Below are 15617 nucleotides of genomic sequence, written 5' to 3' on the forward strand. Positions count from 1 at the left end.
GTCAGCGGCGCCGTAGCAGGACGACCGAGTCCTCGAGCGTGGCCGGCTCCCCGGACGGGCTGGTCACGGCACGGTGCCGGTGCTCCAGGACGATCGTCTCCCAGGTGTCCTCGGGCAGGTCGAGCGCCTCGAGCTCCTCCTTGGCGTCGAGGAACCGGTGCGCGTGCGCGGAGGTGTCGGCCCACGGCGGCGCGGCGGCGTGCGAGGTCACCAGCAGGTGACCGTCGGGGTTCACCAGCTCGGCCGCCCGGCGCAGGATGTCGGTGCGGGGCAGCTCGACGGGGGAGTGGAAGAAGCTCGCGGTGACCAGGTCGTAGCCGCCGCCGAGGTCGGTCAGCGAGGAGAGGTCGGAGACGATGAACCTCGCCCGCTCCTCGGTGAGGCCGGCGGCCGCGGCGGCCACCCGGCCGCGGGCGACGGCGTTCTCGGAGATGTCGATGCCGGTGGCCCGCCAGCCCTGCTGCGCCAGCCAGACGACGTCGGCGCCCTCGCCGGAGCCCAGGTCGAGGGCCGTCCCGGGCCGGAGCCCGGCGGCGATGTCGCCGAGCACGGTGTTGACCTTGCCGGACCAGATCCGGTCGCTGCCGGCGTACTTGTCCTGCCAGAAGCCCACCGCGGTGGGCCCGGCGACGGCGCGGTCGAAGTCGTCGGTCACCAGGGTCATGTTCACGAAGCTGCCGGCCATGGTGCCGGCGCTCATGCTGATCGGGACGTTGGCCATCGGGTTGGAGACGTTGCCGACCGCCCAGATCCGGTCGCTGCTGGTCTTGCCGGTCGCGTCGACGGCGAGGAAGCTGCCGGCCGGGGTGTCGGTGCGCTCGAGGCCGAGGTGGGCCAGGAAGTCGTCGTGCGGACGCAGGGTGCCGGCGGTGAAGATGGCGCCGACCTCGGTGGTCGCCCCGTCCGCGGTGCGCACCGCGGTCACCTGGTCGCCCTCGCCGACGACCTCGACGACGGGGGCCGGGACGAGCGTGATCCCGCGCGCCAGCAGCCGCTGCTCCTCGGCCTCGCCGACCTCGCCGAGCCCGGCGGTGAAGACGACGACGTCGTCGCTCCACTGCCGGATCAGCTGCGCCTGGTGCATGCCGAGCGGTGAGGTGGTCAGTACGCCGATCCGCCGGTCGCGGACCTCCCAGCCGTGGCAGTAGGGGCAGTGCAGCACGGTGGCGCCCCAGCGCTCGGCCAGGCCGGGGATGTCGGGGAGCTCGTCGGTGACGCCCGTCGCGACGATCGCGGCGCGGGCGGTGAGCCGCTCGCCGTCCTCGAGGAGGACGCTCACGCTGTGCCCGTCCTCGTGCTCGGTCTCGTCGAGGCGAGCGACACGGCCTGGGCGGATCGCGACGTCGTACGCAGCCAGCTCCTCGCGCCCCCTGCGCAGGAGCTCGGCGGGGTCGATGCCCTCGTGGCCGAGGACGCCGTGCATGTGCGTCGTGAAGCGGTTGCGGGGGAGGCCGGAGTCGACCACGAGGGTCCGGCGGCGGGATCGGCCCAGCATGAGGGCTGCGGAGAGGCCGGCGGCACCGCCGCCGATGACGATCACGTCGAGGGGTTCTGGGTGTGTGTTCATGTCATCCAGTTCAGTGCCACAATGAAAGAACAGCAAGGGTTCTTGCTGAAATGGCAAATGGGAGATGGAGCACATGATCGACGAGCTCAAGCAGGTCGGCCCGCGGATCAGGGCGATCCGGCGCAGCTTGGGATGGACCCTGGAGCAGCTGGCCGCGATGGCGGAGATGTCGCCGAGCACGCTGTCCCGGCTCGAGTCGGGCAAGCGGCAGGCGAGCCTGGAGCTGCTGATCCCGCTGACCCGCCATCTCGGTGTCGGCCTCGACAGCCTGGTGACGCCGTCGGTCCCGGACCCGCGCGTGCGCCGGCCGGTGATCCGCCGTGACGGCATGGAGATCGCGCCCCTGACTCCTGAAGGGTCGCCGGTGAGCACCTTCAAGATCACCTACGAGCCGGTGACCGAGGTGCCGGAGCCGCGGGTCCACGACGGCTACGAATGGCTCTACGTCATCTCCGGCAAGCTGCGGCTCCTGCTGGGCGATCGTGACCTGGTGCTGAGCCGCGGTGAGGCTGCCGAGTTCGACACCCGGGTGCCGCACGCGATGTTCGCGACCGGGTCCCGCCCGGCGCAGGTGCTGAGCATCTTCAACAGAGACGGCGTACGCATGCACACCCATACCGCCGAGGAGTGATGTTGGCCCCGATGTGAGCGAAGGGGACACAATGTGGTTAAGATGAGAATCGTTATCATTAACCACAGCGGAGGTCCCCATGAAGCAAGGCATCCACCCCGTCTCCGGGCCGGTCGTCTTCCGCGACCGCTCGGCGGACAAGCTCTTCCTGATGCGGTCGACGCTCGTCGAGCGTCTCGCCGACGACCACGAGCGGGTCACGTGGGAGAACGGTGAGACCTATCCGGTCGTCGACGTCGACGTCTCCAGCGCCAGCCACCCGTTCTGGACCGGCCGCGGCCGTGTGGTCGACACCGAGGGACGGGTCGAGCGGTTCAAGCGTCGCTACGGGCGCGATCGATGAGCGAGCGTCAGCGAGCGACCGTCGAGATTCTCAGCGCGCCGCGTCCGTATCCTGTCGCTTGCGCTACGGAGGTGGCGCGATGAGCGGGCCCCGCCCGCGGTCACCGCGCAACCTCTCCCGCCCCAAGACGCCGGTGATCCTGGTGAGCGGGGTCGAGGAGGGCGCGATGCTCTCGGCGACCATCTCGCTCCAGTTCGGACTCCCTGATGCGGTCACCGTCCGCCACATCATCGACCCCGAGCGCCAGCTGCTCACCCGTGTCGTCAGCGACGTGACCGGGGTGATCGAGCACGAGGAGATCAACCTCGCCCACGCCTGCGTCGCCTGCGCGATCCGCGAGGACATCGTGCCGACCCTCGAGCGCCTCGCCGCCCAGGGGCGCTGGGGCAGCATCGTCGCCTGTCTCCCGGTGGCCGCCGAGGCGGTCCAGGTCTGCCGGGTGCTCGCCTGGGCGCCGCGGATGGCGCCGCACATCGGCATCTCCGCCGTCGTGGCGGCGCTCGATGGGACCACGGTCGCCGAGGACCTGCTCGGTCCCGACCTCCTCGACGAGCGCGGCCTGGCCACCTCCGAGGACGACCGCCGCGGCGTCGCCGAGGTCGCCAGCGCGATCGTGGAGTACGCCGACGTCGTCTGCATCACCGAGACCCCCGAGCCCGAGGAGGAGTCGCTGGTCGCGACCCTCGCCCGCCCGCGTACGCCGGTGGTGACCGACCCCTCGCTCCTGGACGCCGCCGGCCTGGTCGCCGGTGTGCACCACCACCACGCGGTGGAGGCCTGGGTGGCGGAGGTGCGGCGCAACCCGCTGCCACCGCTGCCCGAGGGCGGAGCCTGGCGGCTCGACCTGCGCTCGGAGCGCCCGATCCACCCGGTCCGCTTCCAGGAGGAGCTGGAGATCCTGGGCGGCGGCCCGCGCCGCTCGCGCGGTTGCTTCTGGGTGCCGACGCGACCCGACGACATCTGTGTCTGGGACGGGGCCGGTGGCCAGGCGAGCGTGGGCTCGACCCAGAAGTGGGGTCGTACCGACCGGCTCACCCGGATCGTCGTGGTCGGCATCGACGACGAGGCCGACCAGATCCCGGCCGCCTTCGAGCGCGCACTGCTCACCGACCAGGAGATCGCTCAGCGCGGCCAGATCTGGGAGGAGTCCTGGGACGGCCTCGAGGACTGGCTCGGCCCCATCGGTCGCGCCGCCTGATCCGGACCTGCATCAACCACCGAAGGAGGCCGCCATGGCCGTACCCAAGCGCAAGATGTCGCGCAGCAACACCCGCCACCGCCGCTCGAGCTGGAAGGTGACCCCGGTCGCGCTCGTGCCCGTCACCGTCGACGGAGAGACCTACGACGTGCCCCGCCGCCTGGTCCGCGCCGTCGAGCGTGGCTACGTCGACCCCGCCAAGCTCCGCTGAGAGGAACGATCAGATGCCCAAACGACCGCCGTCTCCCGTCCGCAAGCGACGCAAGCCGCTGCTGGCACCGGACGTGACCTACGTCGACTACAAGGACGTGCAGCTGCTGCGTACGTTCATCTCCGACCGCGGCAAGATCCGGTCCCGCCGCGTCACCGGAATCTCCCCGCAGCAACAGCGCGCCGTCACCAAGGCGATCAAGAACGCCCGCGAGGTCGCGCTGCTGCCCTACACGAGCACGAAGGGATAGATCCCGTGAAGGTCGTCAACTCCATCCGGTCGCTGAAGAACCAGCCCGGCTCCCAGGTCGTACGGCGCCGCGGCCGGGTCTACGTGATCAACAAGCTCAACCCGCGGCTCAAGGCCCGCCAGGGCTGAGCGCGGGTGAGCACGGCGCGACTCATCTGGTCCTACCCGATCGCCGTCCGCCTGCTGCTGGTCAACCAGTTCGGCGTCAACACCGCCTTCTACCTGCTGATCCCCTATCTCGCCACGCACCTGGGCGGCGACCTGGGCATGTCCGCGTCGGCGGTGGGCATCGTCCTCGGGGTGCGGACCCTGAGCCAGCAGGGGCTGTTCCTGGTCGGTGGGACCGCCTCGGACCGGATCGGGCCGCGCACGGTCATCATCACCGGCTGCGGGTTGCGGGCGGTGGGATTCGGGATCTTCGCCCTGGGTGCCTCGCTCCCGCTGCTGCTGGCCGGCTCGGTGCTCAGCGGACTGGCCGGCGCTCTGTTCAACCCCGCCGTGCGTGCCTACATCGCCGTCGAGGCGGGGGAGCGGAAGGCGGAGGCGTTCTCGCTGTTCAACATGTTCGCGACAGCGGGCTCGCTCGCGGGCCCGCTGATCGGGAGCGCGCTGCTCCTGGTCGACTTCCGGGTGGCGGCGCTGGTGGCGGCGGGGATCTTCGTGGTGCTGACGCTCGCGCAGGCGGCGGTGCTGCCGCACCGGCCGGTGGAGCCGTCGGGTAGCTCGGTGCTCGCCGACTGGCGGCTCGTCTTCACCGACCGCCGCTTCGTCGGCTTCGCGGCCGCCGTCGCAGGGCTGTTCGCGCTGGAGACCCAGCTCTATCTGGTGCTCCCGATCCATGCCGAGAGATTCACCGGGACCTCCTCGACGGTCGCGTCGCTGTTTCTGGTCTCGACCGTCGCCACGCTGCTCCTGCAGCTGCGGATCACCCGGGTGGCCCGGGCGCGACTTCGCCGCGAGCAGAGCATCGCGGTCGGGTTGGCGGTGATGGGCCTGGGGTTCCTGGCCACCAGCGTGGCGGCCGCGATCATTCCCGCCGGCCGCCCGCACGACCTCGGGGAGGGGGTGCTGAGGCTGGTGCCGGTGCTGATCACGGTGCTCGCGCTCGCGATCGGGGTGATGCTCGCCCAGCCCTTCGCGTACGAGATCGTGGGTGAGCTCGCCGGCGAGCGGCTGGCCGGCACCTACTTCGGCGTCTACTACCTGGCCGCGGGTGTGGCCGGGGCGGGTGCGAACGCGCTCATCGGCGCCGCCATCGATGTGTGGGGCGATCGCTGGGCGTGGGTGCCCGCGCTGGTCTGCGCGCTGATCGGGCTGGGATCGGCGGCTGCCGTTCTCGGGGTGTCTCGCCAGCATGTGGAAAAGGGCTTGCCGGTCCAGTCCGAATGATAATAATTCCCATTATGATTGATTTCCCCCACACCCTCCCACGACGCACCTTCCTCGGCCTGGGCGTCGCAGCCATGGCCGTCCCGCTGGTCGGCTGCGGCCCGGAGGACCGAACCGGCGGTGCGCCCGGCGAGCCCGTTCGCGGTGGCCGGCTGCGGGCGGCATTCGTCGGTGAGGGCACTGCCGAGGTCCTCGACCCGCACGAGACCGGCCTCTACGTCGAGATCGCTCGCGCCAAGGCCATGTTCGACAAGCTCGCCGACTTCGACTCCGACATGGCACCCACACCGCGGCTGGCCACGGGCTGGGAGCCGAGCGAGGACCTGCGCACCTGGCGGATCACGCTGCGCGAGGCGCTCTTCCACGACGGCAGGCCGCTGCGTGCCGCCGACGTGCTGTCCAGCTATGCGCGCATCGCGGCCCCCGACAGCACGCTGCGCGCCAAGGCCAGCCTGGGCGTCATCGACCTGCGCAACAGTCGCGAGATCGACGATCGCACCATCGAGTTCAGGCTCAAGCGCCCGTATGCGGAGCTCCCGAACGCGCTGGCAGCCCTCGGCACCTACATCGTCCCCGAGGGGACGACCTCCTTCGAGAAACCGGTCGGGACCGGGCCGTTCCGGTTCGTCTCCTTCGAGCCGGGGAGAAGCTTCCGGGCGGCCCGCAACGACGACTACTGGGAGCAGGCTCCGTATCTGGACGAGCTCGAGATCGTGATCAGCAACGACGAGTCCGCGCGGGTGAACGCGCTGGTCGGCGGGCAGGTGGAGTACGCCCACGAGTTGAGCCCCACCAGCGCGCGTACCTACGAGAGTGATGCCCGGATCCAGATCCATCGGCTGCCGCGGAGCAACTTCCACGGTGTCGCGATGAAGGTCGACCGGCCCCCGTTCGACAACCCCGACCTGCGACAGGCGCTGTTCCACCTGGTCGACCGCGAGGAGCTGGTCCGCTCGGTCTTCGAGGGGTCGGGCGAGCTCTGCAACGACCTGTTCGGCAAGGGCTTCACCTACTACGCCGACGAGATCCCGCAGCGCCGGCAGGACCTGGACCGGGCAGCCGACCTGCTCAAGAAGGCGGGTGCCGAAGGGATGACGATCGACTTCGACACCTCCGACTCCTCACCCGGGATGAAGGAGGCCGCGCTCGCCATCAGCGACCAGGCGGCCAAGATCGGTCTCGACCTTCGCGTACGCCTCGGCGACAAGGACACCTACTGGAGCGACATCGCGACCAACGGCGTGCTCGCCAGCTATCGATCCGGCCCGATGCCGCTGGAGTCCCACATCTCCCAGCGTCTGCTCACCACCTCGACGACCAACAACACGATGTGGAAGCTTCCGGAGTTCGACGCGCTCTACGAGAAGGCGCAGTCGGCGGCCGATGAGAAGGAGCGTGCCGCGATCTACCTGCAGATGCAGGAGAAGCTCTTCGAGGAGGGCGGCTTCCTGTGGTGGGGTGTCTCGGACTGGGTCGTCGCCTCGGCACAGTCGGTGGGCGGCATCGAGGAGAGCGCTCCGGCGAGCACGCTCGACTGGGCACGCTTCGACAGGGTCTGGCTGGCGTGAGCAGCCGGCGCTACCTCCTGCGCCGGGTGCTGCTGGCCGTCGTCCAGGTCGGGCTGGTCGCGGTCGGCGTGTTCGCGCTGACCGAGGCGCTGCCGGGTGACGCCGCGGTCACGATCGCGGGCGACCAGCCCGACCCGGCGGTGATCGCGGCGCTGCGGGAGCGGCTCGGCCTCGACCGTCCGTTCTGGGAGCGGCTGGGCGACTGGATGCTCGCCGTGCTGCGAGGTGATCTCGGCACCTCGCTCGTGGGTCCGCGGTCGGTGTCGGAGATCGTCGTCACCGCGGCCGGGCCGACGGTGCTGCTGGCTCTCCTGGCCCTGGTGCTGCTGGTCCCGCTCTCGCTGCTCCTCGGCATCACGGCCGCCCACCACGAGGGCGGTCGGGTGGACCGGGTCATCACCAGCGTGACGATCGGCCTCTACTCGGCGCCCGAGTTCGCGATGGGGATCCTCGTGGTCACGGTGCTCGCGGTCCGGCTCGGCTGGTTCCCGCCCACCGGGGTGGGCGTCTCGCCGCTCGACGACCCGGCGGTGCTCGTGCTGCCGGTCCTCGTGCTCCTGCTCCGCCCGCTCTGCTCGTTGAGCCGGCTGGTGCGGGCGGGGATGATCGACGCCAAGTCCTCGGCGTACGCCACCCACGCCCGCCGCCTGGGCATCTCGCCCGCACGGATCCGGATCGGGCACACCCTGCCGAACGCGGTCGCGCCGGCGGTCCAGCAGCTCGCGCGTACGACCGACTGGCTGCTGGGTGGCGTCATCGTCATCGAGGCCATCTTCGTGCTCCCCGGTCTGGGGACCACCCTCGTCGACGCCGTCTCGGCCCGGGACATCCCGGTGATCCAGGGCCTCGCCCTGGTCTTCGCGCTCACGACCGTGACTGTGAACCTGCTGGCCGACCTGGCAGCCCATGCGCTGGCGCCCGCCGCGGAGGTGGGGAGGTGAGGATGCTGAGGACGTACGCCGTCCCGGGGCTGCTCGTCGCCGTGCCGGTGCTGCTCGCGCTGCTGGGGCCGTTCTTCGCCTCCGGCGACACCGGCAAGGACATCGCGCTCACGCTCGGCGGAGGGCACTGGCTCGGCACCGACCATGCCGGTCGGGATGTGTGGAACGAGGTGCTCCTTGGCGGCCGCTCGCTGGTGGTCGCCGCCCTGGTGGCGACCACCGGCACCTACGTACTCGCGGTGCCGCTGGGTCTCGTGGCCGGCATGACCACGAACCGGCTGCTCGACGAAAGCATCATGCGGCCCCTCGACCTGCTGCTCGCGGTCCCCTCGATGCTCGTGCTGCTCCTGCTGGCCTCTACCGCACCGGGCGTGTGGTGGGTTCTGGTCGGCGTCGTCGTGCTGATCAACCTGCCCGACGTGGTCCGGATCTGCCGCACCTCGGCGCTCTCCGTCTCCGCGGGACCGGCGGTCGAGGCGATGAGGCTGCAGGGCGAGAGCCGGGCACGGATCGGGCTCACCCACGTGGCGCGCTCGATGCGGCGTACGCTTGCGGCCGATCTCGGGGTGAGGTTCGCGGGCGCAATCTACCTGGTCGCCTCGGCCAGCTTCCTCGGGGTCGGGATCTCGCCCCAGGTCAGTGACTGGGCGGCGATGGTCGACCGCAACCGCGCCGGGCTCTTCGTCCAGCCGTGGGCCGTGGTGGCTCCGGCGATCCTGATCGTGATGCTGTGCGTCGGGGTGAACCTCGTGTTCGACCGCTGGTTACGGCGTCGTCCTGTTGCCCCGGAGGTGGTGTGATGTCGGCACGGGTCCATGACCTCAGTGTGCGCATCGGCGAGCGCGAGATCGTCTCAGGGGCCTCGCTCACGGTCGCGGGCGGGCGGATCACCGCCCTTGTCGGGGAGTCTGGCAGCGGCAAGACGACACTGGCGCTGACCCTGCTCGGCGAGGTGCCCGAGCGGGGCCGGGTCACCGGTGTGGTCGAGGTCGGCGGCCAGGCGGTCGCGCTCGACCGGCCGGTGGAGCCGGGGTCCGTCGGGTACGTCCCTCAGCACCCCTCGGCAGTGCTGAACCCGGTGCGCCGGATCGGTGTCGTGCTACGCGACATCGCCCGCGTCCATGTGCGCGCCTCCACGCGCCGGGAGCGGTCGCGGCTCGTCGACCAACGCGTCCGGGAGGCCCTGCGCCGGGCGCAGTTGCCCACTGACGCGGCGTTCCTGCGGCGCCATTCCCACCAGCTCTCGGGCGGTCAGCAGCAGCGCCTCGTGCTCGCTCAGGCGCTCGTCGGGAACCCCCGGGTGCTGGTCGCCGACGAACCGACGACGGGGCAGGACGCGGTGACGCGCGGGGAGGTCGCCGACGAGCTCAAGACGGTGGCGGAGAACGGCGCCGCGGTGCTCGTACTGACCCATGACCTCGACCTCGTACGGATGATCGCTGACGCCGTCTTCGTCATGCATCGCGGACGGATCGTCGAGGACGGTCGCGTCGAGGACGTCCTCGAGCGGCCACGGGCCGCCTACACGCGCCGGTTGGTCGCCGCCCACGGAGGGCCGGTGGCCACTGGCCCGACCGGCGTCGCCGACGGCGACCCGCTGGTGTCGGTGCGTGCCCTGTGGGTGGTCCATCGAAGCGCACGCGGGCCGCACAGCACGCTGGAAGACGTCTCGCTGGACATCGGTGCAGGGGAGCGGCTCGCCGTCATGGGACGCTCCGGCAGCGGCAAGACCACGCTGGCGCGTTGCGTGGCGGGGTTGCAGCCGTTCCGAGCCGGACAGGTGCTCCTCGACGGTTCCGCGCTCTCCCCGTTGCTCCGTCGACGCTCCCTCGCCGACCTGGCCCGGATTCAGTACGTCTTCCAGGACGCCCGCGCCTCGTTCAGCGAGTTCACCCCTGTGCTCACCCAGGTTGCCCGCACCGCCGAGCGGCTGCGCGGGCTGGATGTCGCGGACGCTCGAGCCCGAGCGTTGGAGGTGCTGGGAGATCTGGGTGTGTCGTCGGAGGTGGCGGCCCGGCGCCCTGGCTCGCTCTCGGGTGGCGAGCTGCAGCGGGCAGCGCTCGTGCGGGCCCTGCTCGCCGACCCCGATCTGCTGATCTGTGACGAGATCACCTCCGGCCTGGACGCGGTGACCCAGGCGGACGTGCTCGACTTGCTGAATCGGATCCAGCGGGAGACCGCTTGCGCCCTGATGGTCATCACCCACGACCCCGCCGTGGCCGCTCGGCTCGCCGATCGTGTCGTGGTCGTGGACGACGGCCGGATCGTCTAGGAGCTGAGCGCGATGGTGATCGGTCTCCCCGGTGAGAAACGTCTCACGAGGGCAATCACGCTGTGAATGGGAATCGTTCTCATTTAGATTTAGCCCACCCAACCGGAAGGCAACATCAGATGTTCACCCGCCCCCACGTGCGTGTCGTCGCGGCCGTGGCCGCGCTCGGTCTCGCCATGACCGCATGCGGCTCACGACCGGCTACCGCCTCGGACACCCTGCGTATCGCAGGGCCGTTCGAGCTGCACAGCCTCGAGTCCTCCGCGGACGGCTACTTCTTCACCCGGCTCCAGGTCACCGAGACGCTGGTGACAGCTGACGTGGACGGGACCCTCGTCCCGGGCCTGGCCACGACGTGGTCGGCCGACGACGCCAACAAGACCTGGACCTTCGAGCTGGTGAAGGACGCGAGGTTCCACGACGGCGAGCCGATGACCGCCGAGAGCGTCGTCGCCGTGCTCGACAAGGCTGCTGCCGAGGCCGCCAGCCCGCTGGCCGACGTCGGCGTCGAGGCGATCCGTGCGGAGGGCGGCTCGGTCGTGATCGAGCTCGCCGACTCCTACGTCTCCCTGCCCGCGGTGCTCAGCCACTACAGCACCGCGATCCTGGCTCCCTCGGCCTACGACGAGGACGGGAAGGTCGAGGACGTCATCGGCACCGGGCCTTATCGGATCGAGACGGTCCAGATGCCCTCCCGCATCGAGACCGTACGTGTCGCCGGCTGGCGTGGTGAGGAGCCCGATGTCGAGAAGGTCTCCTTCCAGGCCGTCGGGCGCGCCGAGAGCCGCGCGGTGATGGCCACCAGCGACCAGGCCGACGTGGTCTTCGGGCTGGAGCCGGCCGGTCGTGAGCGGGTCGAGAAGACCGAGGGCGTGGACATGGTTTCGACCTTGCAGCCGCGCACGATCCACATGAAGATGAACGCCGGTGACCCGGCTCTGGAGGACGTACGCGTCCGGCAGGCGATCAGCCTGGCACTCGACCGGGAGGCGATCGCCGAGGCCGTCTTGCGGGAGAAGGAGCTCGCCGCGACCCAGCTGATGCCGCCGACGCTGAAGGAATGGGACGCGGATCTCGAGCCGCTGGCCTACGATGCAGACGGCGCCAAGGAGCTGCTCGCGGAGGCGGGCTGGAGGGCCGGTGCCGACGGCACCCTTGTCAAGGGCGGCCGGCCGCTGCGGCTCGAGCTGCTGACGTACCCCGACCGGCCCGAGCTGCCGGCGCTGGCGACCGCCATCCAGGCCGAGCTCGCCAAGGTCGGCGTGCAGGTGGACGTCGAGGTCTCCAACTCCAGCGAGATCCCGGCCAAGCACGCCGATGGCACTCTTCAGATGGCGCTCGTCGCCCAGTTCTTCGCGTTGGTCACCGACCCGCTGCCGACCGTCGCCGACACCTTCGGTGAGGGTGGGTCCGACTGGGGCGCCATGGGCTGGAGCGACCCCGCCGTCGCGGAGGCCGTGGCCGCGCTGACGACGGGAGCCGAAGGCGCCGACGGCGACGCGCACCGCGAGACGATCGTGCGCGCGGCCCAGGAGCAGCTTCCGCTGGTGCCGGTCGCGTGGTACCGGATGAACGCTGCGGTCGGCGACCGCGTCGACGGATTCGTCCTGGACTCCCTCGAGACCACCTGGCGGATCACCGACGTCGAGCTCGCGTCGTGAGGAGCCGAGGTGTAGCGGGCGTCATCGTCCGGCGGGCGGCGCAGGCTCTCACGGTGGCGATCGGGGTCTCGGCGCTCTGCTTCGTGATCACCCAGCGGCTGCCGGGGGACATCGCCTACCGGATCGCGGCGGGGCGCTACGGCTACGACATGGTCGACGCGGCCGCGGCCGCTCAGGTGCGCGACGAGCTGGGACTCGACCAGCCCCTGTGGGCGCAGCTCGGCGCGTGGATCGTCGACCTCCTCCAGCTCGACCTGGGCCGGTCGCTGGTCACCTCCCAGCCGGTGCTCGAGGAGGTCGGGTTCTACCTGGCGGGCACGCTGCAGCTCGCCGGGCTCGCGATCGTCATCGCGGTCGTCCTGGGCGCCGGGATCGGCGTCGCGGCCGCCCGCCGGGCCGGCGGGATCGCCGACCGGTTCGCGTCGCTGTGGGTCGCCGGCGTACGGGCCGTGCCGCCGTTCCTGCTGGGGCTGCTGCTGATGATCGTGCTCTCCGCGCAGCTGGGGCTCTTCCCGGCGGTCGGGCACGGCGGCGGGAGCATCGTGCTGCCGGCGCTGACGCTGGGGCTCGGGCTCTCCGGGCTCATCGCGCGGGTGACCAGGGACGCCGTGGTGGAGGTCCGCGGGTCGGCGTACGTGGAGTTCGCCCAGACCAAGGGGCTGGCCGAGAGGTGGGTGCTGGTCAGACACGTACTGCGCAACGCGGCGGTCGTGCTGGTGCCGTACCTCGGGGTGCAGTTCGTCGTGCTGATCGAAGGAGTCGTCGTCGTGGAGAGCCTCTTCGCCTGGGACGGGCTCGGCCACTCGCTGGTCCACGCCGTCTTCTGGCGGGACATCCCGGTGCTGCAGGCGTCCGCGCTGGTGCTGGCGCTGCTGATCGTGCTGGTCAACACGCTGGTCGACCTGGCCGTCGCGTGGCTCGACCCGCGGCCGCGGGGACGGGCGGTGGTGGCATGAGCATGTTGATGCTGGAACAGACGCTGGGGTCCCGGCCGCAGCGGTCGTGGAGCCGGACTGCCGCGGTCGGCGGACTGGTCCTGATCGCCGCGTTCGCGCTGGTCGGGCCGCTGGTGCTGCCCGACCCGGCGAGCCAGGACCTGGGTCGCTACCTGCAGCCGCCGTCGCTGTCGGACCCGCTCGGGACCGACGACTACGGGCGTAGCGTCGCCTCCCGGGTCGCGCACGCCACCCGGGTCTCGCTGCTGCTCGCACTGGTGTGTGTGGCGACCGCGCTGATCCTCGGCTGCCTCGCCGGGGTCGCTTCGGCCTGGTTCGGTGGCTGGGTCGACGCGCTGCTGCGCTCGGTCTCGGAGGCCTTCGTGGCGATCCCGGCCCTGCTCGTGGTGCTGCTGGTCTCGGCGCTGGCCGCGCCCGGGAGCATGGTGGCGCTCTACGTCGGCCTCGCGCTGGTGCAGTGGGTGGAGTTCTTCCGGGTGGTGCGGGCACGCAGCGCCCTGGTGCTCGGCTCACCCGCCGTCGAGGCGGCCGGGCTGCTGCGGCTCGGCTGGACCCATGTCGTCCGTCGCCACCTGTGGCCGGCACTGCGTCCGCTGCTCGTGACGCTGGCGTCGCTCGGCATGGTCACCTCGATCCTGGCGATGTCGACGCTCGGCTTCGTCAAGGTCGGCCTCCAGCCGCCACGCGCGGAGCTGGGACTGATGATCACCGAGTCGTTCCCGTTCTACGACGCGGCGCAGTGGATGCCCCTGGCCCCGGTCGGGGTCCTGTTCCTGCTCACCGTCTGCCTGCTCGGGCTGCGATCCCCGGAGGAGGGGCGATGAACCTGAAAGCCACCGGAGTGGTCGTACGCATCGGGTCGCTCGTCCTCGCCGACGTACCCGAGGTGCGGATCGAGACCGGGCGTGCACTCTCGATCGTCGGCGAGAGCGGGTCTGGCAAGTCGGTGCTCGCCCACGCGCTGATGGGTACGCTGCCGGCCGAGCTGGCAGCCGTCGGGTCGCTGACGGTCGGGGACGAGTCCTTCGACCTCGCCGACAGGGGTGGCCGGGGTGGCCGGCGGAGGCTGTGGGGCCGCGGGGTCGCCCTGCTTCCGCAGGAACCTGCGCTCGCGCTCGATCCCACGATGCGGGTGCGCGCCCAGGTCGCCGAAGGCGCACCGGGCTGGTCGCCACGCAGCGTCTCCGCGGCCCGGGCGGCTGATCACCGGCTGGGCCAGGTCGGGCTGGCCGGCGCGGGCGGGGCCTACCCGCACACCCTCTCAGGTGGCATGGCCCAGCGCGTCGCGTACGCCGCGGCGACCATCGGTGGGGCCAGGCTGCTCATTCTCGACGAGCCGTCCAAGGGCCTCGACCGGGTGTCGGTCGACCAGCTCGCCGACCTGCTGCTAGGCCACCTCGACGAGGGTGGCCTGCTGCTCACCATCACCCACGACCTGCGCCTGGCCCGCCGGCTCGGGGGAGAGGTGATGGTGATGCGCGAGGCGGCCGTGGTCGAGTCCGGACCGGCCGAGGAGGTGCTGACCACGCCCGCGGGCGACTACACGCGAAAGCTGCTGGCCGCCGAGCCGGCTCGCTGGCACCACCCCTGGATGCGTTCGCAGGCGCCCGGCGGAAGCGAGCTCCTCCTCGGTGCCTCGGGTCTGTCGAAGTCCTACGCCCACGGGCCGGTCTTCGACGGCCTCGACCTCGAGATCAGGGCCGGTGAGCGGGTCGCGATCACCGGGCCCAGCGGCGCGGGCAAGACGACGCTCGGCAACGCGCTGCTCGGGCTGACCAGGCTCGACGCGGGGTCGGTGACGTACGGAGAAGGGGTGGGTCGGGGGAGGCTGCAGAAGCTCTACCAGGACCCGGCGCTCTCCTTCCCGCCGCAGGTGAGCCTGGAGAAGGCGCTCGGTGATGTGATGCGGCGCCATGGTGTGGGCGAGGCCGAGGTGCGTGGCTCGCTGGAGCGGCTCGGTCTGCCCTACGAGATCCTGCGCCGCCGACCGGGGCAGGTCTCCGGCGGTGAGCTGCAGCGGATCGCCGTCGTGCGGGCGATGCTGACGCGTCCTGCGCTCGTCTTCGCCGACGAGGCCACCTCGCGGCTCGACCTGGTCACCCAAGAGCAGACCGTCGATGCGCTGATGAGCGAGATCGACGAGAGCGGGGCCGCGCTGCTGCTGGTCACCCACGACACCGACCTGTCGGCTGCGGTCGCCGACCGGGAGATCGCGCTCTGAGACGGTGAGCAGACACAGGAAGGGCCGGGTCGATGACGACCCGGCCCTTCTCAGGTGTCCAGGGACTCAGCCCTTGGCGACCCGCTCCTTGAACGCGGAGCCGGCCTTGAACGCCGGACCCTTCGAGGCCGGGATCTTGATCTCGGCGCCGGTCTGCGGGTTGCGGCCGGTGCGAGCCGAGCGCTCGCGCGACTCGAACGTACCGAAGCCGGGCAGCGTGACCTTGTCGCCGTCAGCGACGGCCGCGCTGATCGCCTCGATGGCGGCACCCAGGGCGGCGGAGGCCTGCGTCTGGGTGATCTCGGCCTGCTTGGCGATTTCGCTCACCAGGTCGGTGCGGTTCATGCGATCTCCTTTAATCGTTGATCCGAGCCGCAGAGGTTGACGAGGTGCGGCTCGTCGCCAGCGTA

General features: G+C 71.1%; 17 protein-coding genes. 15 read left to right on the forward strand and 2 right to left on the reverse strand.

Features of this window, described 5'->3' with window-relative positions:
• Nucleotide 1: 1 nt before the first annotated feature.
• A complete protein-coding gene (locus ACIA03_RS17275) occupies nt 2-1567 on the reverse strand; it encodes an FAD-dependent oxidoreductase (protein WP_396984602.1) in 1566 nt (521 codons plus the stop codon).
• 73 nt (nt 1568-1640) lie between these two features.
• Here ACIA03_RS17275 and ACIA03_RS17280 point away from each other — a divergent pair, with 73 nt between their 5' ends.
• The 15 genes from ACIA03_RS17280 to ACIA03_RS17350 all read left to right on the forward strand — a co-directional run bounded on the left by ACIA03_RS17280 (nt 1641) and on the right by ACIA03_RS17350 (nt 15207).
• Nucleotides 1641-2198 (forward strand): helix-turn-helix domain-containing protein, encoded by a 558-nt coding sequence (locus tag ACIA03_RS17280; protein WP_396984604.1) that lies wholly within the window; start codon nt 1641-1643, stop codon nt 2196-2198.
• A gap of 79 nt (nt 2199-2277) precedes the next feature.
• A complete protein-coding gene (locus tag ACIA03_RS17285) occupies nt 2278-2541 on the forward strand; it encodes a type B 50S ribosomal protein L31 (RefSeq protein ID WP_008356583.1) in 264 nt (87 codons plus the stop codon).
• A 79-nt stretch (nt 2542-2620) separates the two neighbouring features.
• Nucleotides 2621-3739: a GTP-binding protein gene (locus ACIA03_RS17290; protein ID WP_396984607.1), complete on the forward strand. Its 1119-nt coding sequence runs from the start codon at nt 2621-2623 to the stop codon at nt 3737-3739.
• A gap of 34 nt (nt 3740-3773) precedes the next feature.
• Nucleotides 3774-3950: a 50S ribosomal protein L32 gene (rpmF, locus tag ACIA03_RS17295; RefSeq protein WP_396984609.1), complete on the forward strand. Its 177-nt coding sequence runs from the start codon at nt 3774-3776 to the stop codon at nt 3948-3950.
• 13 nt (nt 3951-3963) lie between these two features.
• Complete coding sequence (gene rpsR, locus ACIA03_RS17300; RefSeq protein ID WP_396984611.1) at nt 3964-4200, forward strand: 30S ribosomal protein S18; 237 nt, start codon at nt 3964-3966, stop codon at nt 4198-4200.
• 5 nt (nt 4201-4205) lie between these two features.
• The gene (gene ykgO, locus ACIA03_RS17305) at nt 4206-4328 is read left to right on the forward strand and encodes a type B 50S ribosomal protein L36 (protein ID WP_045547214.1); all 123 of its coding nucleotides are present in this window, start codon (nt 4206-4208) and stop codon (nt 4326-4328) included.
• 6 nt (nt 4329-4334) lie between these two features.
• Entirely contained in the window at nt 4335-5588 is a 1254-nt protein-coding gene (locus ACIA03_RS17310) for an MFS transporter (RefSeq protein ID WP_396984614.1), read from the forward strand.
• 14 nt (nt 5589-5602) lie between these two features.
• Nucleotides 5603-7156, forward strand: coding sequence for an ABC transporter substrate-binding protein (locus ACIA03_RS17315; protein ID WP_396984616.1), 1554 nt, complete (start codon nt 5603-5605; stop codon nt 7154-7156).
• Entirely contained in the window at nt 7153-8097 is a 945-nt protein-coding gene (locus tag ACIA03_RS17320) for an ABC transporter permease (protein ID WP_396984618.1), read from the forward strand. Before ACIA03_RS17315 ends, ACIA03_RS17320 begins: the two co-directional genes overlap by 4 nt.
• Before the next feature lie 2 nt (nt 8098-8099).
• Nucleotides 8100-8897, forward strand: a complete 798-nt coding sequence (locus tag ACIA03_RS17325) for an ABC transporter permease (protein WP_396984920.1) — start codon at nt 8100-8102, stop codon at nt 8895-8897.
• On the forward strand, nt 8897-10369 hold the full coding sequence (locus tag ACIA03_RS17330) for an ABC transporter ATP-binding protein (RefSeq protein WP_396984619.1): 1473 nt from the start codon (nt 8897-8899) through the stop codon (nt 10367-10369). The genes ACIA03_RS17325 and ACIA03_RS17330 overlap by 1 nt, the downstream gene beginning before the upstream one ends.
• A 119-nt stretch (nt 10370-10488) precedes the next feature.
• Nucleotides 10489-12030: an ABC transporter substrate-binding protein gene (locus ACIA03_RS17335; protein ID WP_396984620.1), complete on the forward strand. Its 1542-nt coding sequence runs from the start codon at nt 10489-10491 to the stop codon at nt 12028-12030.
• Nucleotides 12027-12986 (forward strand): ABC transporter permease, encoded by a 960-nt coding sequence (locus tag ACIA03_RS17340; RefSeq protein WP_396984622.1) that lies wholly within the window; start codon nt 12027-12029, stop codon nt 12984-12986. Before ACIA03_RS17335 ends, ACIA03_RS17340 begins: the two co-directional genes overlap by 4 nt.
• Complete coding sequence (locus ACIA03_RS17345) at nt 12983-13810, forward strand: ABC transporter permease (protein ID WP_396984625.1); 828 nt, start codon at nt 12983-12985, stop codon at nt 13808-13810. The genes ACIA03_RS17340 and ACIA03_RS17345 overlap by 4 nt, the downstream gene beginning before the upstream one ends.
• Nucleotides 13807-15207 (forward strand): ABC transporter ATP-binding protein, encoded by a 1401-nt coding sequence (locus tag ACIA03_RS17350; RefSeq protein WP_396984628.1) that lies wholly within the window; start codon nt 13807-13809, stop codon nt 15205-15207. Before ACIA03_RS17345 ends, ACIA03_RS17350 begins: the two co-directional genes overlap by 4 nt.
• A 66-nt stretch (nt 15208-15273) precedes the next feature.
• Here ACIA03_RS17350 and ACIA03_RS17355 read toward each other — a convergent pair whose 3' ends face one another.
• The gene (locus ACIA03_RS17355; RefSeq protein WP_256206379.1) at nt 15274-15567 is read right to left on the reverse strand and encodes an HU family DNA-binding protein; all 294 of its coding nucleotides are present in this window, start codon (nt 15565-15567) and stop codon (nt 15274-15276) included.
• Between the last annotated feature and the right edge of the window lie 50 nt (nt 15568-15617).

It is taken from the genome of Nocardioides sp. NPDC051685, assembly GCF_044453405.1.
Classification (GTDB): domain Bacteria; phylum Actinomycetota; class Actinomycetes; order Propionibacteriales; family Nocardioidaceae; genus Nocardioides.

What these genes read in the sequence shown, in the direction of transcription:
- ACIA03_RS17285 (WP_008356583.1), top strand. Translation starts at nt 2,278, where the DNA reads ATGAAGCAAGGCATCCACCCCGTCTCCGGGCCGGTCGTCTTCCGCGAC.
- ACIA03_RS17280 (WP_396984604.1), top strand. Translation starts at nt 1,641, where the DNA reads ATGATCGACGAGCTCAAGCAGGTCGGCCCGCGGATCAGGGCGATCCGG.
- ACIA03_RS17335 (WP_396984620.1), top strand. Translation starts at nt 10,489, where the DNA reads ATGTTCACCCGCCCCCACGTGCGTGTCGTCGCGGCCGTGGCCGCGCTC.
- ACIA03_RS17330 (WP_396984619.1), top strand. Translation starts at nt 8,897, where the DNA reads ATGTCGGCACGGGTCCATGACCTCAGTGTGCGCATCGGCGAGCGCGAG.
- rpmF (WP_396984609.1), top strand. Translation starts at nt 3,774, where the DNA reads ATGGCCGTACCCAAGCGCAAGATGTCGCGCAGCAACACCCGCCACCGC.
- ACIA03_RS17315 (WP_396984616.1), top strand. Translation starts at nt 5,603, where the DNA reads ATGATTGATTTCCCCCACACCCTCCCACGACGCACCTTCCTCGGCCTG.
- ACIA03_RS17345 (WP_396984625.1), top strand. Translation starts at nt 12,983, where the DNA reads ATGAGCATGTTGATGCTGGAACAGACGCTGGGGTCCCGGCCGCAGCGG.
- rpsR (WP_396984611.1), top strand. Translation starts at nt 3,964, where the DNA reads ATGCCCAAACGACCGCCGTCTCCCGTCCGCAAGCGACGCAAGCCGCTG.
- ACIA03_RS17290 (WP_396984607.1), top strand. Translation starts at nt 2,621, where the DNA reads ATGAGCGGGCCCCGCCCGCGGTCACCGCGCAACCTCTCCCGCCCCAAG.
- ACIA03_RS17325 (WP_396984920.1), top strand. Translation starts at nt 8,100, where the DNA reads ATGCTGAGGACGTACGCCGTCCCGGGGCTGCTCGTCGCCGTGCCGGTG.
- ACIA03_RS17350 (WP_396984628.1), top strand. Translation starts at nt 13,807, where the DNA reads ATGAACCTGAAAGCCACCGGAGTGGTCGTACGCATCGGGTCGCTCGTC.
- ACIA03_RS17275 (WP_396984602.1), bottom strand. Translation starts at nt 1,567, where the DNA reads ATGAACACACACCCAGAACCCCTCGACGTGATCGTCATCGGCGGCGGT.